The 17,489-nt window shown below is 73.3% G+C and carries 14 protein-coding genes; 8 read left to right on the top strand and 6 right to left on the bottom strand.

Annotation, left to right across the window (positions count from 1 at the left end):
• Positions 1 to 61 precede the first annotated feature (61 nt).
• The 3 genes from OP18_RS15340 to OP18_RS15350 all read left to right on the top strand — a co-directional run bounded on the left by OP18_RS15340 (position 62) and on the right by OP18_RS15350 (position 3,109).
• Positions 62 to 1,639: a TerD family protein gene (locus tag OP18_RS15340; RefSeq protein ID WP_033359533.1), complete on the top strand. Its 1,578-nt coding sequence runs from the start codon at positions 62 to 64 to the stop codon at positions 1,637 to 1,639.
• 62 nt (positions 1,640 to 1,701) lie between these two features.
• On the top strand, positions 1,702 to 2,328 hold the full coding sequence (locus OP18_RS15345) for an AIM24 family protein (protein WP_211273554.1): 627 nt from the start codon (positions 1,702 to 1,704) through the stop codon (positions 2,326 to 2,328).
• A 10-nt stretch (positions 2,329 to 2,338) separates the two neighbouring features.
• Entirely contained in the window at positions 2,339 to 3,109 is a 771-nt protein-coding gene (locus tag OP18_RS15350) for an AIM24 family protein (protein ID WP_052386784.1), read from the top strand.
• A gap of 110 nt (positions 3,110 to 3,219) precedes the next feature.
• On the opposite strand, the gene OP18_RS15355 is transcribed toward OP18_RS15350, so the two are convergent.
• A complete protein-coding gene (locus OP18_RS15355; protein WP_033359535.1) occupies positions 3,220 to 3,897 on the bottom strand; it encodes a hypothetical protein in 678 nt (225 codons plus the stop codon).
• 147 nt (positions 3,898 to 4,044) lie between these two features.
• Here OP18_RS15355 and OP18_RS52535 point away from each other — a divergent pair, with 147 nt between their 5' ends.
• Positions 4,045 to 6,024, top strand: coding sequence for an endo-1,4-beta-xylanase (locus OP18_RS52535; protein WP_052386762.1), 1,980 nt, complete (start codon positions 4,045 to 4,047; stop codon positions 6,022 to 6,024).
• A gap of 24 nt (positions 6,025 to 6,048) precedes the next feature.
• Here OP18_RS52535 and OP18_RS15365 read toward each other — a convergent pair whose 3' ends face one another.
• A complete protein-coding gene (locus OP18_RS15365) occupies positions 6,049 to 6,765 on the bottom strand; it encodes a polyamine aminopropyltransferase (RefSeq protein WP_033359536.1) in 717 nt (238 codons plus the stop codon).
• 50 nt (positions 6,766 to 6,815) lie between these two features.
• Here OP18_RS15365 and OP18_RS15370 point away from each other — a divergent pair, with 50 nt between their 5' ends.
• Positions 6,816 to 7,046, top strand: coding sequence for a DivIVA domain-containing protein (locus tag OP18_RS15370; RefSeq protein WP_033359537.1), 231 nt, complete (start codon positions 6,816 to 6,818; stop codon positions 7,044 to 7,046).
• 3 nt (positions 7,047 to 7,049) lie between these two features.
• Here OP18_RS15370 and OP18_RS15375 read toward each other — a convergent pair whose 3' ends face one another.
• A complete protein-coding gene (locus tag OP18_RS15375) occupies positions 7,050 to 8,198 on the bottom strand; it encodes a fatty acid desaturase family protein (RefSeq protein ID WP_081970774.1) in 1,149 nt (382 codons plus the stop codon).
• Positions 8,199 to 8,260: 62 nt separating this feature from the next.
• A complete protein-coding gene (locus OP18_RS15380) occupies positions 8,261 to 9,325 on the bottom strand; it encodes a ferredoxin reductase (protein WP_033359538.1) in 1,065 nt (354 codons plus the stop codon).
• Positions 9,326 to 9,391: 66 nt separating this feature from the next.
• Here OP18_RS15380 and OP18_RS15385 point away from each other — a divergent pair, with 66 nt between their 5' ends.
• A complete protein-coding gene (locus OP18_RS15385; RefSeq protein WP_033359539.1) occupies positions 9,392 to 10,576 on the top strand; it encodes a helix-turn-helix domain-containing protein in 1,185 nt (394 codons plus the stop codon).
• A 380-nt stretch (positions 10,577 to 10,956) separates the two neighbouring features.
• Here the strand turns inward: OP18_RS15385 and OP18_RS15390 are convergent, their stop codons facing one another.
• The gene (locus tag OP18_RS15390) at positions 10,957 to 12,003 is read right to left on the bottom strand and encodes a pectinesterase family protein (protein WP_033359540.1); all 1,047 of its coding nucleotides are present in this window, start codon (positions 12,001 to 12,003) and stop codon (positions 10,957 to 10,959) included.
• 184 nt (positions 12,004 to 12,187) lie between these two features.
• Here OP18_RS15390 and OP18_RS15395 point away from each other — a divergent pair, with 184 nt between their 5' ends.
• Positions 12,188 to 13,054 carry a poly(ethylene terephthalate) hydrolase family protein gene (locus OP18_RS15395; RefSeq protein ID WP_033359541.1) on the top strand — a complete coding sequence of 289 codons (867 nt, stop codon included), beginning with the start codon at positions 12,188 to 12,190 and terminating at the stop codon, positions 13,052 to 13,054.
• A gap of 130 nt (positions 13,055 to 13,184) precedes the next feature.
• Here the strand turns inward: OP18_RS15395 and OP18_RS60565 are convergent, their stop codons facing one another.
• The gene (locus OP18_RS60565; RefSeq protein WP_052386763.1) at positions 13,185 to 14,600 is read right to left on the bottom strand and encodes an RICIN domain-containing protein; all 1,416 of its coding nucleotides are present in this window, start codon (positions 14,598 to 14,600) and stop codon (positions 13,185 to 13,187) included.
• Between the two features lie 312 nt (positions 14,601 to 14,912).
• On the opposite strand from OP18_RS60565, the gene OP18_RS15405 reads away from it, so the two are divergent.
• Complete coding sequence (locus tag OP18_RS15405; protein WP_033359542.1) at positions 14,913 to 17,162, top strand: GGDEF domain-containing protein; 2,250 nt, start codon at positions 14,913 to 14,915, stop codon at positions 17,160 to 17,162.
• Positions 17,163 to 17,489: the final 327 nt, after the last annotated feature.

Here is a 17,489-nt window from a genome sequence, read left to right on the forward strand (position 1 = left end):
TTTGTGCGGTGCCGCTATAAGTTGATCGCAGACGCGCTGTCGTTGTGACCGAGGAGAGCACGTGTCTCAGACATTCACTCGGGGGCAGAAAAGCCCGATTTCGTCCTTCACCACCGGAGATGATCTCTATGTAGGCATTCAGTTGAACGCTCCCGGGATCACGTGGGACATCTCCTGCTTCGGGCTGGACGCCGACGACAAGCTGGTCGACGACAACTACTTCATCTTCTTCAACCAGCCGAAGTCTCCCGAGGGCTCGATCCAGAAGCTCGGCCCGCAGTCCGGTGACACCGACTCGTTCCGCGCGACGCTGCCCGCGGTCCCGGAGAAGATCGCGAAGCTGTCGTTCTGCGCCGCGATCGAGAACTCCGGCACCGCCAGCCAGCTGCAGTCCGGCTACCTGCGCATCGTCGCCGGTGGCCAGGAGGTCATGCGGTACAGCTTCACCGGCGCCGACTTCGGCACCGAGCGCGCGATCATCATCGGCGACCTGTACCGCAAGGGCGTCTGGCGCTTCGGCGCGGTCGGGCAGGGCTTCGCCGGCGGCCTGGCGGACCTGATCCGCTCCTACGGCGGCAACGTCGACGACGAGCCGGCCCCGGCCGCCGCGCCGGCGGGTCCCGCGCCCGGCTTCGCGCCGCCGCCCGGCGGGCCGCCGCCCCAGCAGGGTTTCGCGCCGCCGCCGGCGCCGACGCAGCAGTTCGCGCCCCCGCCGGCGCCGACGCAGCAGTTCGCGCCGCCGCCCGCGCCGACCCAGCAGTTCCCGCCGCAGCAGCAGCCCGGGTACCCCCCGCAGCAACCCGGCTACCCGCCGCAGCAGCCGGGCTACCCGCCCCAGCAGCCCGGGTACCCGCCGCAGGGCGGCCAGCCGGGGTACCCGCCGCAGCAGCCCGGCTACCCCCAGCAGCAGCCCGGCTACCCGCCCCAGGGGCAGCCCGGCGGCTACCCGGGTGAGCTGCTGCCGTCGCAGGTGCAGCCGACCCAGCCCGGTGTCATGCACAACCTGGCGAAGTACCGGGAGGCGCCGACCGCCGGCCGCTGGACGAAGCAGAACGGCAAGCTGGTCAAGGTCACCCTCGGCCCGGACGCCCACGCGCGGCGCGGCTCGATGGTCGCCTACCAGGGCAACATCGACTTCGAGTACAAGGGCTCCGGCGGCCTGAAGGCGATGTTCGAGGGCGCGATGACCGGTCAGGGCCTGAAGCTCATGACCATCAAGGGCCAGGGCGAGGTGTTCCTCGCCGAGAACGCCGCCGACCTGCACATCGTCGACCTGCAGGGCCAGGCGCTGTGCATCAACGCCAACAACGTGCTCGCCTTCGACTCGACCCTGCAGACGGAGGTCAAGCGGATCGAGAGCCCGGGCATCCCCGGCGGTGGCATGTTCCACCTGGAGGTGCGCGGCCAGGGCACGGTCGTGGTCATGACCAAGGGCACGCCGGTCACGCTGCAGTGCCAGGGCCCGACGTTCGCCGACATGAACGCCGTCGTCGCCTGGACCGCCGGCATGCGGGTCGCGGTGTCGACGCAGGTCCGGGTGTCCCGGCAGATCTACGCCGGCGCCAGCGGCGAGTCCGTCGCGCTCCAGTTCATGGGAATGCAGGGCCACTTCGTCGTGGTCCAGCCCTACGAGGTCTGAAAGGGGACGCTGTGCAGGGTCCGCTGCTCCAACACTATGGCCAGACGCAGGTCCGGGACCGGATGAGTCTTCACGGCAGCAAGATCGCCAAGATCATCATGGGGCCGGGTCAGGACCTGCTGGCCCGCACCGGCTCGATGATCGCCTACGAGGGGCTCATCGACTTCAACCCGAACCCGCCGCAGCTGGGCCAGATGGCCCGCTCCTGGGCGACCGGCGAGGGCGTGCCGCTGATGACCGCCACCGGTCAGGGCGAGCTGTACCTCGCCGACTACGGCAAGGAGGTCGTCGTCGTGCAGCTCGCCGGCGAGGGCCTGTCGGTCAACGGCAAGAACATCCTCGCGTTCGACGCCACCCTGCAGTGGAACATCGAGCGGGTCCGCGGCGTCAGCATGCTGTCCGGCATGGGCATGTTCAACGTGGTCGTCCGCGGCCACGGCTGGGTCGCGCTGACCAGCAAGGGCACGCCGGTCGTGCTCGACACCCGCGAGGCACCGACCTATGTGGACACCGACGCGCTCGTCGGCTTCACCGACGGGCTGCAGATCCAGCCCAAGCGCACCGCCCGCTTCGGCGGCCTCATCGGCCGCGGCTCCGGCGAGTCGTTCCAGCTCGGCTTCTCCGGGCAGGGTTTCGTGATGGTGCAGCCGAGCGAGGACGCGCGCCCCGCGTTCTCGGTGCGTGGCTGAGGAGGCCGACATGTATCAGAGTTCCCTCCTGGCCAACCAGGAAGTCCAGAGCAACGAGCGCTTCACGCTGCAGAACGGCAAGATGCTCAAGGCCACCCTCGGCCAGGCCAGCGGCATGCGCGAGTTCTACGCCCGCAAGGGCGCGATGGTCGCCTACCAGGGCGGGGTGAACTTCGACGCGCAGTACCAGGGCTGGGGCTCGCACATCGCCCGGCACTTCACCGGCGAAGGCCTGAACCTGATGAAGGTCTCCGGCAGCGGCACGGTGTTCCTGGCCAACCAGGCGCAGGACATCCACGTCCTGGACCTGACCGGCGACGGCTTCACCGTCGACGGCAACAACGTGCTCGCGTTCGAGACCCAGCTGCGGTGGGACATCGTCCGCATCGACTCGCAGGTGCAGGTCGCCGGCGCCGGCGGCTACAACATCGAGCTCACCGGCAACGGCAAGGTGGCGGTCACCACGACCGGCGCGCCGCTGGTCATGCGGGTCACGCCCAACAACTACTACTTCGCCGACGCCGACGCGGTCATCGCCTGGTCCTCGAGCCTGCAGGTCAGCATGCAGGCGGCGGTCACGTCCTCGTCGGTGTGGCGGCCCCGCGGCAACACCGGCGAGAGCTGGCAGATGCAGTTCTCCGGCGAGGGCCTCGTCGTGGTCCAGCCGGCCGAGCTCATGCCCCCGTACGACTCGCTTGCCGGCACCGACCTCGCCGGCCGGTTCGGCCTCGGCCAGGGCGGCATGCAGGGCAACAACTTCTTCGGCGGCATGGGCCGCTGACGCCCTTCTGTTCCGGCACGGTCCCGGGCGGCATCCAGCCACCCGGGACCGTTCGCGTTTCCCCGGCGTGCCTGCCGTCGGGCTGCCCGGTCTCGGCGGCGGCCGCCGCCCTATGACGCGGCCTCCAGCTCGTGCCGGCCGGCTTCGACGTCGTTGAACCCCAGGTACAGCACGTCGGTGTGGCGCAGGTAGCTGTCCGGCGGGGGTGCGGTCGCGTCGGTCCAGGTGACCGTGGTCGGCTCGCCCGGGCGCAGCAGCGGCTCCCGCAGCGGGGGCAGCCGGGCCTCGACCGCGGCCCAGTCCAGGTCGAGCCGGCACGGCGGGCCGGGGACCCGGGGCACGTCCCCGTCGGAGACCGCCGCTTCGAGGGCCTCCAGCTCGGCCGCCGCGGCCGGGTCCGTCGCGGCGCGGGACCGCAGGTCCAGGGCGTGGGTGACGACGCGGACCGCCTCCAGGCACTCGAGCCCGCCGAGGTCGGTGATCGTGTCGAACAGCTCCCACGGCTGCTCGACCTGCAGCGAGTCCAGCAGCGCGACGACCGTCGCGTCGTGCCGGGCGTCGCCGGTGCGCAGCATCGGGTGCAGGTCGAACCCGCCGGCGAGCACCCCGTCCCGCACCACCCACAGGTGCAGGACCGCGCCGTACCACAGCGTCAGGTAGGCGAGATGGTCCTCGTCGTAGCGGCGCTCGAACGAGGCGCGCAGCGTGGCCAGGTCACGGGCGGCGTGCACGTCGCCCTGCCGGGCACCGCCCGGCCCGACCGAGAACTCCAGCAGATAACAGCTCACGCTGTGATCTTGCCACCCCCGCGACCGTGCACCTTTCACCCGTCGCGCCGCGGCGACCTGGGCCGGGACGCGGCGCGGGTTGTCCGTGGCGGGCCGGGCGTGCTCTGGTGGGCGCCGCCGGACCGACGGACCCTGGGAGCGACAGGCATGAACGACGCACGACCGCGGTGGCGCGCCCGCCGCGCACGGATCACCGGCGTCCTCGCCGCCTCGGTGGCCCTGGCCGCGGCCGGCGCGGCCGTGCTGCCGGCGCTCGCCGCGTCGGCCGGGCCGACCCTCGCCCAGGTCGCCACCGCCCGTGGGTTCCACGTCGGCACCGCCGCCGAGGTCAACAGCCTCGCGTCCAGCCAGTGGCGGTACGTCGCGGACAGCCAGTTCAACTCGGTGACGATGGGCAACGAGGGCAAGTGGGACGCGACCGAGCCGGCGCAGGGCCAGTTCGACTTCGCCGCCGCCGACGCCATCGCCGACTACACCGCGGCCACCGGCAAGCGGCTGCGCGGGCACACCCTCGTGTGGCACAACCAGCTCCCCGCGTGGGTGAGCGCCGAACGTACCGCCGCCGAACAGCGCCAGGTGCTCATCGACCACGTGACCGGGGTCGCCGGGCACTTCGCCGGTGACGTCGCCCAGTGGGACGTGGTGAACGAGCCGTTCAACGAGGACGGCACGCTGCGCTCCTCGGTCTGGTACACGCGGCTCGGCGAGGACTACATCGCCGACGCGCTGACCGCGGCCCGCGCCGCCGACCCGGCCGCGAAACTGTTCGTCAACGACTACAACGTCGAGGGTGTCAACGCCAAGAGCACCGGCCTGTACGACCTGGTGCGGCGCCTGCAGGCCCGCGGCGTGCCCATCGACGGCGTCGGGCTGCAGGCGCACCTGATCGTCGGGCAGGTCCCGTCGTCGCTGCGGCAGAACATCGAACGGTTCACCGCGCTCGGGCTGAGCGTCGAGATCACCGAGCTCGACGTGCGCATCCCGCTGCCCGCCGACGCCGCCGAGCTCACCCAGCAGGCCGCCGACTACCGGGCCGTCGTCGGTGCCTGCGCCGCCGTCGCCGGCTGCACGGGCGTGACGACCTGGGGCGTCGGCGAGGTCGACTCGTGGATCCCCGAGTTCTTCCCCGGGTACGGCGCCGCCCTGCTGTTCGACGAGCAGTGGCAGGCCCGGCCGGCGTACTCGGCGGTGGTCGAGGCGCTCGGCGGCACCGCGACGGTCCCCGCGCCGCCGCCGGTGCCGAGCCGGGCGACGGTCGCGGCGTACCCGTTCGAGACCGGCCTCGACGGCTGGGGCTCCCGCGGCGGCGAGACCACCGCGCACGTGACGACGGTCGCGCACGCCGGCACCGGCAGCGTCCTGTCCTCCGGGCGCACCGCGACCTGGCAAGGCCCGACCCGCCCGGTGCTGGACCTGCTCACCCCCGGCAAGCTGTACACGGTCACCGGGTGGGCGCGCACCGCCTCCGGGTCCGGCACCGCCCGGCTGAGCATGCAACGGCAGAACGGCACCGCGACCCGGTACGAGAACATCAGCGCCACCACCGCGATCGGCACCACGTGGACCCGGCTCAGCGGCGACTACCTGTTCCTGCCGGGCGCGACGGCGCTGTCGCTGTACCTGGAGACCACCGACACGACCGGCGACCTGTACCTCGACGACGTCACCATCGAGACCGAGGGCCCGCCGGTGTCGCAGTCGCCGTCGGCCTCGGTGTCGGCCTCGGTGTCGGCCTCGGCCTCGGCGTCGGTGTCGCCGTCGGCCTCCCGGTCGCCGTCCGTGTCGCCGTCGCCCAGCGGCGGCAGCGGCACGGCCTGCGCCGTGCGGTACACGACGGACGACTGGGGCAGCGGGTTCGTCGGCACCGTCACGGTGACCAACACCGGCCCCAGCGCCGTGAACGGCTGGACGCTGCGCTGGACGTTCGCCGGCGACCAGCGGGTCAGCCAGGCGTGGGGCGCGACGCTCACCCAGTCCGGCGCGGCGGTCAGCGCCGCCAACGCCACCTGGAACGGCACCGTCGCCGCCGGCGCCTCCGTCACCCTCGGCTTCCTCGCCGGCTACACCGGCACCAACGCCCGCCCGGCCGCGTTCACCCTCAACGGCACCACCTGCGCGCTCACCTGACGCCGGCGACCGGCACCGGCACCGTCAGGGCAGGTGCGCGACGTAGACGGTGTTCGCCGACTGCCGGCGCTGCAACGGGTTGTCGAACGTGACGACCTCGGCGCGGGCATCGGCGAACACCGCGGCGAGGGTCGCGGTGAACGCGTCGTCCGGCGGGTCGTTCGACCACAGCGCGAACACCCCGCCCGGGCACAGCTGGGCGGCGAGGCGGCGCAGCCCGGGCACGGTGTACAGCTCGCCGTTGCCCGGGTGCAGCAGGTGCTCGGGGGAGTGGTCGATGTCGAGCAGGACCGCGTCGAAGCGGCGGCCCGGCGCGGCCGGGTCGTAGCCGGTGTCGCCGGCGGTGAGGGCGAAGAAGTCGCCGTGCACCAGCCGGCAGCGCGGGTCGCCGGTCAGCGCCGCCGACAGCGGCAGCAGCCCGCGCTCGTGCCAGCCGATGACGGCCGCCAGGTAGTCCACGACGACGAGGTCCCGCACCCGCGGGTCCTGCAGCGCGGCGTGCGCGGTGTAGCCGAGGCCGAGCCCGCCGACGACGACGTCGAGCGGCCCCGCCGGCAGCCGCGCCAGGCCCAGCCGGGCCAGCGCGATCTCGGCGGCCGTGAACAGGCTCGACATGAGGTACTCGTCGCCGAGCTTCACCTCGTACACCTCGACGTCCAGGGTCACGTCGTGCCGGCGGCGGAGGCTGACCTCGCCGATCGGGGTCTGCTGCCAGTCGAGCTCTTCGAACCGCCGGGTCATCGGGGCACCGTACCGTGGCGCCCGCGCCACCCGGGGAGCAGACTGGGAACATGAGTGAATTTCCCGTCACGTTCGGCGGGTACGACCGGGCCCGCGTCGACGCCTTCGTCGCCAGCACCACGGCGGCGCTCGCGTCCGGCGACCCGGCCCGGCGGGCCGAGGCCCTCGCCGCCGCGAACGCCGTCAGCTTCCCCTCCGCCACCTGGCGCGGCTACGACAAGGCGGCCGTCGACCACTACCTGCGCCGCATCGGCAAGGGCCGCCCCGACGACCGGGCGTGAGGCCTAGCCGACGCCGACCGGCTCGCGCCGGCGCTGGGCCGGCCGCGGGCCGCGCGGCTCGCCGCCGCGGTTGGGCAGCGCCAGGCGGAACACCTTCGCCCACGCCGAGGCGACCTGCTTCGGCAGCGGACCGCTGGTGTAGGTGAGCCCGTAGCGCTGGAACAGGTCCTGGATCCGCGGGGCGATCTCCTGGTACCGGTTGCTCGGCAGGTCCGGAAACAGGTGGTGCTCGATCTGGAACGACAGGTTGCCGGTCATGACGTGCATGAGCCGGCCGCCGGAGATGTTGGCCGAGCCGAGCATCTGCCGCAGGTACCACTCGCCGCGGGTCTCACCCTCGATCGAGGACTTCTCGAACGTCTCCACGCCCTTCGGGAAGTGCCCGCACATGATGACCGAGTGCGTCCACAGGTTGCGGATCAGGTTCGCGACCGCGTTCGCCGCGATCGTGTGCAGGAACGACGGCCCCGACAGCAGCGGGTGCAGCACGTAGTCCTTCGCCACCTGGCGGCCGATCTTGCGCAGCACCTGCCGGACCCCGGCCTTGAACCGCGGGCTGCGCCGGCGCTCCTTCGACGACAGGTTGCGCCCCAGCTCCAGGTCGTACGCGGCGATGCCGTACTCGAAGAAGCACGCGTTGACGAAGTTCCACAGCGGCTGGCCCAGGTGCACCGGATGCCAGCGCTGGTCCTCGTCGACCCGCATGATGCCGTACCCGAGGTCGTTGTCGCGGCCGATCACGTTCGTGTACGTGTGGTGCAGCTCGTTGTGCGAGTGCTTCCACTGCTGCGACGGCGAGGCGTTGTCCCACTCCCACGTCGTCGAGTGGATCTTCGGGTCGCGCATCCAGTCCCACTGGCCGTGCATGACGTTGTGCCCGATCTCCATGTTCTCGAGGATCTTCGCCACGGACAGGCCGGCCGTGCCGACCAGCCACGCGGGCGGCAGGATCGAGAACAGCAGCACCCCCCGGCTGCCCAGCTCCAGCCAGCGCTGCACCTTGATCACCCGCCGGATGTAGGCCGCGTCGCGTTCACCCCGGCTGCCGATCACCTCGTCGCGGATGGCGTCGAGCTCCCGGCCGATCGCCTCGATGTCCTCGGCGGTGAGATGGCCGACCGGGTTGACGGGCTTGCGCTGCAGTGCGGTCACGAAGGTCCTTCCAGTGGATCGGGCGGGGTGTCGCTCGCGGGGTGTTTCCCGGCGGGGGCGGGTCAGACGTCCAGGTGGCAGTCGCCGGCCGCGGCGTTGACGCAGGTCTGCACGAGCACGTCGTCGCCGGCGGTGGCGGTGGTGACGCGCCCGTCGCGCAGGTCGCGCACGGCGCCCTCGCGCAGCGGCAGCACGCAGCCGAAGCAGATGCCCATCCGGCAGCCGGACGGCATGAGCACCCCCGCGGCCTCGCCCGCCTCCAGCAGCGGCGTGCCGCCGCCCGCCTCGACCGACGGCCCCGACCGCAGGAACGTCACGGTCCCGCCGTCGCCGGCCGCGACGACCGCGGGCCGGAAGCGCTCCACGTGCAGCCGCCCGGCGAGGCCGGCGGCCGTCCAGTACGCGGCCAGCTCGTCCAGCATGTCGTTGGGGCCGCAGGCCCACGTGTCGCGCTCGGCGATGTCCGGTACCAACGCCACCAGGTCGGCCGGGGTGATCCGCCCGTCGCTGCCGGTGTGCCGCTCCACCAGGCGGATCCGGCCGTCGCGGGCCAGGTCGCGCAGCTCGCCGGCGAACAGCACGTCCTGCGCCGAGCGGGCGGAGTGCACGAGCACCACGTCGCGCAGGGCGGTGCCGCGCAGGATGCCCATGATCGGGGTGAGCCCGCTGCCGGCCGTCACGAACAGCGCCTTCGCCGGCGCCCGCGGCGGCACGGTGAAGTCACCGGCGGGACGCTCCAGGCCCAGCAGCATCCCGGGCCGGGCCCGCCGCAGCAGGTGCCCGCTGACCGCGCCGCCGTCGACCCCGGTGACCGTGACCGTCAGCAGGCCGTCGCGCCGGTCGGGGGAGCTGGTGAGGGAGTAGGCGCGCCACAGCCGTACGCCGTCCACGTCGACACCGAGGCGCAGGTACTGCCCCGGCTGGTGCCGCCGCCAGCCGCGCCCCGGACGCAGGGTGAGGGTGACCGCTCGGTCCGTCTCGTGCCGCACCCCGACGACCTTCGCCCGCAGCACCTCACGGTTGCGCAACGGCGCGACCACGTCGAGGTAGTCACCGGGCACCAGCGGCGTCGTCAGCAGCTCGACGACCCGCCAGGCACCGGCGCGGAGGGCTTGGGTAGCGGCCATGCATCCAGCATGATGGAGTCTGGAGCATAAAATCATGACCGTCCCGTGTGAATCGAGGCGCGACTCTTGTTCGCTGAGGACAAAACCAGCGCGCTCGGTGCGTTCCGTCTCCCACCCGGTGCCGCCGAGTCGCTGCGCCACGCCCTGCCCGAGGTCGCCGGCCACGCCGTCGCCGCCATCGTCGCCGAGGTCCCCGCGTACGCGGGCGCCCTCACCGGCGAGATGGGCGCCAAGATCGCCCTCGCCGTGCGGGCCGCCCTCGGCGGCTTCCTCAACCTCGCCTCCCGCCAGGCCGGCTCCGCCCCCCTCGCCGCCTCCATGGAGGGCGCCTACGCGCTCGGCCGGGGTGAGGCCCGCTCCGGGCGCAGCCTCGACGCGCTGCTCGCCGCGTACCGGGTCGGCGCCCGCGTCGCCTGGCGCGAGCTCGCCGCGGTCACCGTCGCCGCCGGCATGCCGGCCCCGGCGGTCGCCCGGTTCGCCGAGCTGACGTTCGCGTACATCGACGAGCTGTCCGCGGCCAGCGTCACCGGCCACTCCGACGAGCTGGCCACCTCCGGCCGGGCCCGCCGCAGGGCCCTCGACCGGCTCGCCCAGGCCCTCCTGACCGGCGAGCCCGCCCCGGCCGTCGCCGCGGCCGCCGAAGCCGCGGAGTGGGCGCTGCCGCAGACCCTCACCGCGGTCCTGCTGCCCGACGGCGCCCGCCCCGCCGACCTGCTCGACCTGCTCGACCGGCGCACCCTGCAGACCACCGTCGAGCACCTGCGCGACACGTCCGTCCTGCTCGTCCCCGACGCCCACGGCCCCGCCCGCGGCCACCTGCTGCGCCTCCTCGCCGGCCACGACGCCGTCACCGGCCCCGCCGTGCCCTGGTCCCTGGCGCGGCACTCGCTCGACCGGGCGGTGCGGGTCGCCCGCCTCCACCCGGCCGCGGGCAGCCTCGACACCGAGGACCACCTCGTCGAGCTCGTCGTCTCCGCCGACCCGCGGGCCCTCGCCGACCTGCGCGCCCTGGCCCTGGCCCCACTGGCCGCCGAACGCGCCTCCACCGTCGGCAAGCTCGTCGAGACCCTGCGCAGCTGGCTGCTGCACCAGGGCCGCCGCGACGAGGTCGCCGCCGAGCTGTTCGTCCACCCGCAGACCGTGCGCTACCGGGTGGCCCGCCTCCGCGAGCTGTACGGCGACCGCCTCCGCGACCCGAACTGGCTGCTGCTGCTGACGGTCGCCCTCGCCACCGGCGACGACACCGTATGATCGCGGCGCTGAGATCGGCGCTTCGCGCCGCGGTGGCCAGCGGCGACCACGCCAGGTGACGACGTCGTTCGGCGGTTTGGTAGCGCGGTGTAAGGTCAGGTGAAGCAGGACGCCGACCCCCGGGCCGCTCGTACAGGGTGGCTGCGGATGCCGGCGCCTTCTCCGTTTCTCCGGGCCGTGGATTCGGGGCCGGGTTGTCCGGGCGGTGGAGCCGGGCCGGGTTGTCCCGGCCGTGGCTTCGGGGCCGGGTTGTCCCGGCCGTGGAGTGGGGCCGGGTTGTTCGGGCCGTGGATTCGCGGCCGGGGTGTCCGGGCGGTGGAGTCGGGCCGGTTGTCCGGGCGGTGGAGTCGGAGCCGCAACGGCGGCGGCCGTTTGGGGCCTCAGCGTTGCGGGTGCCAGCCCGTCAGGTACGCGTCGATCGTGGCGCCCGCTGCCTCGTCGTCCGTGAGCTGGGGGCGGTCGGCGGTGACCGTCGCGCCGGGGCCGCGGTTGTGGTACTCGGCGTAGCGGGCGTCGCGCCAGGGCCAGGTGCCGAAGTCGGTCCAGGGGGCGGGGCCGATGTGGGCGCCGATGGTCGAGTCGCGGATCACCGTCTGGGCGATGGCGTCGGGGTCGTTGCTCGGGTGCCATGGGCGGCCCAGGAAGACGGTGCCGGCGGGGGCGTCGCTGGTGAGCTTGCTGCCGGTGATGAGGAAGCCGTACGGGTTGGCGATCGACGTGCTGGCGGCGGTCACGTAGCCGTTGTTGGTGGTGGAGCCGCGGCTCAGCGAGCGGATCTCGCAGCGGTCGAAGACGGCGGTGGCGCGGCCGAAGATGAAGTCGACGTCGCCCTCGACGTAGCACTTGCGCAGGTACACGCGGCTGATCGTGGCGGCGTCGGGGCTGTTGAGGTACAGGGTGTCCTGGTTGCCGAGGAACCTGACGTTGTCGAAGACGATCCGGTCGGCGCGGGTGAGCACGGCGACCGCCTGCCTGGAGGTGATCTCCGGGTGGGCGGCCTCGTCGAAGTCGTTGGCGAAGGTCAGGTTGCGGGCGGAGAAGTCGTCGCCGGAGATGGTGACCGAGGCGCTGCCCGAGGTGCCCCAGGTGCCGCCGCCGGGCTTCGGGGTGCCGTTGGCGCGGTCGTCGACGATCACCACCTGGGTGGGGTCGGCGCCCTGGCCGCGCAGCACGATGTGCGGCTTGTCGGCGGGGATGATCACCTGGCCGCGGTAGACGCCGGGCTTGACCTTGATGGTGAACGGGCCGGTGTTGCCGGCGGGCACGGCGTCGACGGCGGCCTGGACGGCGGTGAAGTCGCCCGACCCGTCGGCGGCGACGGTCACGTACGGGCCCGGCCAGGCGGCGGCGGGCGCCGCGCCGGCGAGGCCGGAGCCGGCGGCGGCCGCGCACAGCGCGGCGGTGAGGAAGGTGCGGCGGGAGCTCATCCATCGAGCTTTGCAAACCTTTGCTGTCCCGCGCAAGACAGGAATGCGCTTTCTTAAGGGCGTCCGCGCTGCGGCGGGGCCGTCATAGCGCCGGGTCACGGTCCGCCGCGGGATTACCCGCCGGTAGCAAGAGGGCTCCACACTCAACGGGCATTGACCGATGCCTCTTTGAGGGAGCCCCGCCATGCCCAGCCTCAAACGGCTGACCCTGGTCGCCGTCACGGCCCTCGCCGTGACGTTCGGCGGCCAGGTCACCCCCGCGCTCGCCGCCAACCCGTACGAGCGCGGCCCCGCCCCGACCGTCGCCTCGATCGAGGCCACCCGCGGCCCGTTCGCCATCGCGCAGACCACCGTCGCCCGCAGCGGCGTCACCGGGTTCGGCGGCGGCACCATCTACTACCCGACGACCACCACCGCCGGCACGTTCGGCGCGGTCGCGATCTCACCCGGGTACACCGCGTCGCAGTCCAGCGTGGCCTGGCTCGGCCCGCGCCTCGCGTCGCAGGGCTTCGTCATCATCACCATCGACACGCTGTCCACGCTCGACCAGCCGGCCAGCCGCGGCCGGCAGCTCCTGGCGGCCCTGGACTACCTGACCGCCAGCAGTACCGTGCGTACCCGCGTCGACGCGGGCCGGCTCGGCGTCATGGGCCACTCGATGGGCGGCGGCGGCAGCCTCGCCGCGGCCACCAGCCGCCCGGGGCTGCAGGCGGCCATCCCGCTCACCCCGTGGAACACGACCAAGACGTGGTCGTCGGTGCAGGTGCCGACGCTCATCATCGGCGCCGAGAACGACAGCGTCGCGCCGGTCGCCTCGCACGCCGAGCCGTTCTACACCAGCCTGCCGGCCGGTCTCGACAAGGCGTACCTGGAGCTGAACAACGCCTCGCACTCCGCGCCGACGTCCAGCAACGTGACGGTGGCGAAGTACAGCATCTCCTGGCTCAAGCGGTTCATCGACAACGACACCCGCTACGAGCAGTTCCTGTGCCCGAAGCCGGCCGGTCCGGCGATCCAGGAGTACCGCGACACCTGCCCGCACGCCGGCTGAGCCGGCCGCGGGACCGTCGCACAATCCTGTCCGTCAAGTACCAGGGTGAGGGCCGACGGTCCGAGTGACGACCCGCCGGGAGGGGGGAAACATTCCCGGCGGGTCTTCAAAACCGCGGTCCGGAGACGGTCTACGGCAGCGTCACCCGTTGCGCGTTGGTGCCGTTGCAGTCCCAGATCTGCAGCTGGGTGCCGTCGGTCGTGCTGCTGTTCGGGTCGTCCAGGCACCGCCCCGACTGCGGGTTGCGCAGCGCCTGGCTGGCCGCGACGTACGTCCACTGCTGCGCACCCGTGCCGTTGCAGTCCCACAGCTGGACCTTGGTGCCGTTGGCGGTGCCGCTGGCGCTGACGTCGAGGCACTTGCCGAGGGCGCGGACGGTGCCGTCGCCCGGCAGCGTCCACCGTTGTGCGGTGGTGCCGTTGCAGGACCAGATCTGCACCTTCGTGCCGTTGGCGGTCGCGCCGGCGTTGACGTCGACGCACTTGCCGAGGCCGGTCAGGGTGATCGGGCCGCCGGTGCCGCTCCCGCCGCCGGCGATGAGGAAGCGGTTGTTGGCGGTGTTCCAGTGCGTCGCGAGGTACGACCCGGCCGGCGGGTTCGTGTGGAAGTAGTCGTCCTTGTTGCAGTCCAGGCGGTTGTCCTGGGCCTGGTCGCCGCAGACGATGCGGACCACGGTGCCGGGGCCGTCGTTGTAGCACATGATGTCGTAGTCGTCGGTGCAGTGGCCGTAGTTGGTGTGGTTGGGCGAGGTGTTCATGACCGCGCCCATGGCGTGGGTGAGCTCGTGCGCGGCCGGCCCCGCCGACCAGCAGCCCGAGTCGACCCGGCTGTAGGACGCGCCGGAGTTGTTGGCGTTGCTCTGCCCCGGCTGGCTGTCCAGCGACACGTACGCGACGCCGCACAGCGCGGTCGCGTCGACGTACATGAGGTACTTGCGGTCGGTGCGGTTGTACCCGAGCGCCTTGATCGCGTTGACGGAGTTGCCGAAGTCGCTCAGCGCGCTGTTGGCGATCGCCACGTTCGACACGGCGATCTGGCAGGCGCCGTCGGTGACGAACCGGATGTGCCGGGTCCCGCCGGTCTGCGCGGCCGACGCGCTGTAGATGTCGTCGACGGCGGAGGACCAGGTGCGGATCGAGGCGAGGTACTGGTTGTACCGGTCGGCGTTGCCGGAGCCGCGCACGTACAGGACCTGGACGCGGTTGCCGGTCACCCCGTCGCCGTCACAGACGACGCTGAGCGGGTTGACCGCGAGCCCGGTCAGCGGCGGCACCGGCTTGGCCACGTCGAGGCCGGCGAACGGGGCGTCGGGGCCGTGGGTGCAGGCGCCGGGCACCGCCTTGACCTCGAGGAGGCCGGCGCAGCGGCCGGTGCCGGCCCGGAACCCGCCGTAGACGAGCCCGCGGGCGGGATCGTCGGCGGGCAGCGCCCCGGACGCGGCGGAGGACGGCACGGCGGCGGAGGACGGGGCTGCCGCACCCGCCGCGGCCAGCACGAGCGCGGCGGCGGCGAGCAGGAGCCGGTGGGGACGGACGTGATGGTTCATGGACACACTCCCGGTGGCGGCCGGATGGTGACATCGTTGTCACCTGGTCCAGCCAGTGTCGCCCCGACCATCACATCGGTCAATGCGAGCGGCGCACGGGCACCGCCGCCCGGCGCACGCCCGTCGATGCGTGCCGCCGCGCCGAAGGCCACCGGGACGGCCGGCCATACATCGGCGGCCGGAGCGTCGACGGGAACCGTGACGGAGCGCTACCCTGTCCGCACGCGATACCGCTCAGCTCGGCACCACATCGGCCGAACAAGACGTCGGCCGGGTTTCCACCGGCACACGACGAGGCGGTGAGGTCAGGCGTTGGACGAGCCGGAGCGGCACCACGGCGCGCTGACCGGCGGCGCCCGCCGGTTGCTGCTGCTCTACGGGCCCCTGCTCGCCGTCGCGGCCGGCTGGGCGGTCTTCCGCGCCGCCGGGTTCGACGGGCTCACGGTCATCGGCTGGCTGCCCGGCGCGCTGTCGCTCGCCGTCGCCTCCTGGTTCCTGTTCCAGGCGTCCCGCCTGGACCGGCTCACCCGGGCGGGCCGCCGCTTCTGGCGGCTGATGGGGGTCGCCGCGCTGCTCATCGCGCCCGCCACGAAACCGCTCACCGAGGCGAGCCTCGGCGGGCGCAAGTCCGGCCCCGTCCTCGCCGGCGCCGTGCTGCTGCTCAGCGTCGCACTGCTGCTGGTGCTGTGGGGGCTGCTGCGCCTGCCGACCCGCCGCCGCAGCCGCGGCGACTGGCTGCGGCTCGGCCTGGACGCCGCGACGGTGCTCCTGTGCGCCGCGACGTTCCTGTGGAAGTTCGTGCTCGAACCGATCTCCGACGCCCGCGGCGACCTGCCCCGCACCCTCGGCCTGCTCGTGCTCAGCCTGCTGTGTCTGCTCGCGGTCCTCGCCGTGGTCAAGCTCATCCTCGTCGGCACCGACGCCGTGGACATGCTCGCGTTGCAGTCCCTGGCCGGTGTCGTGCTGCTCGGCGCGGTCGGCTCGGCGCTGGTGCCGGTGCTGCAGCACCCGCGGCTCGCCGGCGTCTCCGACATCATCACCACCCTCGAGGGCGCGATGGTCGGCCTCGCCGGGGCCGTGCAGCTGCGCCGGGTGCGGCCGGTGCCGGTCACGCCGAAGCGGCGCCGCCCGTACAGCGTCCTGCCGTACCTCGCGGTCGCCGCCGTCTTCGCGCTGCACGTCACCGACCGCGGCGACGGCCCCGTCCTCGCCGGCGCGGTCGCCGCCACCGGCGCCGTGCTGCTGCGCCAGCTGCTCGCGTTCCGCGACAACGACGCGCTGCTCGGCGCCGTCCGGGAGCACCAGCGGCTGCTGCACGAGCAGGCGACCCACGACGCGCTCACCGGCCTGCCCAACCGGGCGCTGTTCAACGACACCCTCGACGAGGCGTTCCGCGGCGCCGCGATCCTCGTCGACCTCGACGACTTCAAGGCCGTCAACGACACCCTCGGCCACCATGTCGGCGACGGCCTGCTCGTCGAGGTCGGCCACCGGCTGCGGACCGCCGTGCGCCCCGGCGACCTCGTCGCCCGGCTCGGCGGCGACGAGTTCGCGGTGCTGCTGCCGGGCGCCGGCGACCACGCCGCCGGTGCGGTCGCCGAACGGATCCTCGCCGAGCTCGCCGCGCCGGTCGCCACCCACGGGCACCTGCTCACCGTCACCGCGAGCGTCGGCGTGGCGGCCCGGCTCGCCGACGACGACCCGCAGTCGCTCCTGCGCCACGCCGACATCGCCATGTACGCCGCCAAACAGCGCGGCAAGGGCCGGCACGCCCGGTACACGCCGGACCTGGCGGGGCTGCTCGCGACCCCCGCGCAGCGCGCCGACGAGCTGCGCGCCGCGATCAGTGCCGGCCGGGTCGAGCTGGCCGGCGAGCCGATCGCCCGGCTCGGCGACGGCGTCGAGGTCGACCGGTGCCTGCGCGCCCGCTGGCCGTGCGTCGACGTCGCCGACCTGTCCATGCCGCTGGTGCGCTGGTGCCTCACCGAGGCGTGCCGCACCACCCCGCCGGGCCGCGCCTTCACCGTCGAGGTGGGCCGCTCCGCGCTGCTCGCCCCGGGCTTCCCGCACGACGTCACCGGCATCCTCGCCGCGGCCGGGGTCGCGCCGCACTGCCTGACCCTCGCCGTGCCGGCCGCCCTCGCCGGCGAGGACACCACCGTCGGCGCGGCTCTGCGGGAGCTGCGCGACCTCGGCGTCGGCCTCGCCCTGGACCACACCGGCACCGCGCACGCCCGCCTCGACCTGCTCGCGACGCTGCCGTTCACCCGCCTCGTGCTCGACGCCGCCCTCTTCCCGCCGCAGGACACCGGTGCGGCGCTCTTCCCGCCGCAGGACACCGACGCGGCGCTCTACCCGTTGCGGGACGCCGGCCCGCGCCGCGCCGCCCTCGTCGACGCCGTCGTCCGCCTCGTCGCGACCACCGGCGTCCAGACCGTCGTCAGCGGCGTGCGCGACCCGGCCCAGGCGGCCCGGCTGCGCGACCTCGGCTTCACCCTCGGCTCAGGCCCTGGCGTGACCGCCACGGGCGCTCTCGAGGACCTGCGCCTGTCCAGCCACTGACGCCCGCGAGGACCCGCACCGCGGTCTACCCGCCCCGTCCGGCGGCTTGTCACCACCCGTCATGCAGAGAGCGCTCTCCGCCGACCGTCGGGCGCCGGTGAGGGTGTTCGCGCAGGTCAGGTGGCGGCACTGTTCGTACACATCGAAAAATAACTGCGGCCCGGACCGGTTCCGGAACCGGCGACCTCTTGACACGGCCGCCCGATCGGGCAACGCTCGTGCTTGGAGAGCGCTCTCCCACCCCTGACTCCGAGGCCGCCCGATCACGGTACCGGAGTCACACACCCCGGATGGCCGGACACCGCACCGCCGTGATCCCACGGTGGC

The sequence above is a fragment of the Dactylosporangium aurantiacum genome, assembly GCF_000716715.1.
Taxonomy (GTDB): domain Bacteria; phylum Actinomycetota; class Actinomycetes; order Mycobacteriales; family Micromonosporaceae; genus Dactylosporangium; species Dactylosporangium aurantiacum.

What these genes read in the sequence shown, in the direction of transcription:
- OP18_RS15345 (WP_211273554.1), top strand. Translation starts at nt 1,702, where the DNA reads ATGAGTCTTCACGGCAGCAAGATCGCCAAGATCATCATGGGGCCGGGT.
- OP18_RS15350 (WP_052386784.1), top strand. Translation starts at nt 2,339, where the DNA reads ATGTATCAGAGTTCCCTCCTGGCCAACCAGGAAGTCCAGAGCAACGAG.
- OP18_RS52535 (WP_052386762.1), top strand. Translation starts at nt 4,045, where the DNA reads ATGAACGACGCACGACCGCGGTGGCGCGCCCGCCGCGCACGGATCACC.
- OP18_RS15365 (WP_033359536.1), bottom strand. Translation starts at nt 6,765, where the DNA reads ATGACCCGGCGGTTCGAAGAGCTCGACTGGCAGCAGACCCCGATCGGC.
- OP18_RS15370 (WP_033359537.1), top strand. Translation starts at nt 6,816, where the DNA reads ATGAGTGAATTTCCCGTCACGTTCGGCGGGTACGACCGGGCCCGCGTC.
- OP18_RS15380 (WP_033359538.1), bottom strand. Translation starts at nt 9,325, where the DNA reads ATGGCCGCTACCCAAGCCCTCCGCGCCGGTGCCTGGCGGGTCGTCGAG.
- OP18_RS15390 (WP_033359540.1), bottom strand. Translation starts at nt 12,003, where the DNA reads ATGAGCTCCCGCCGCACCTTCCTCACCGCCGCGCTGTGCGCGGCCGCC.
- OP18_RS15395 (WP_033359541.1), top strand. Translation starts at nt 12,188, where the DNA reads ATGCCCAGCCTCAAACGGCTGACCCTGGTCGCCGTCACGGCCCTCGCC.
- OP18_RS60565 (WP_052386763.1), bottom strand. Translation starts at nt 14,600, where the DNA reads ATGAACCATCACGTCCGTCCCCACCGGCTCCTGCTCGCCGCCGCCGCG.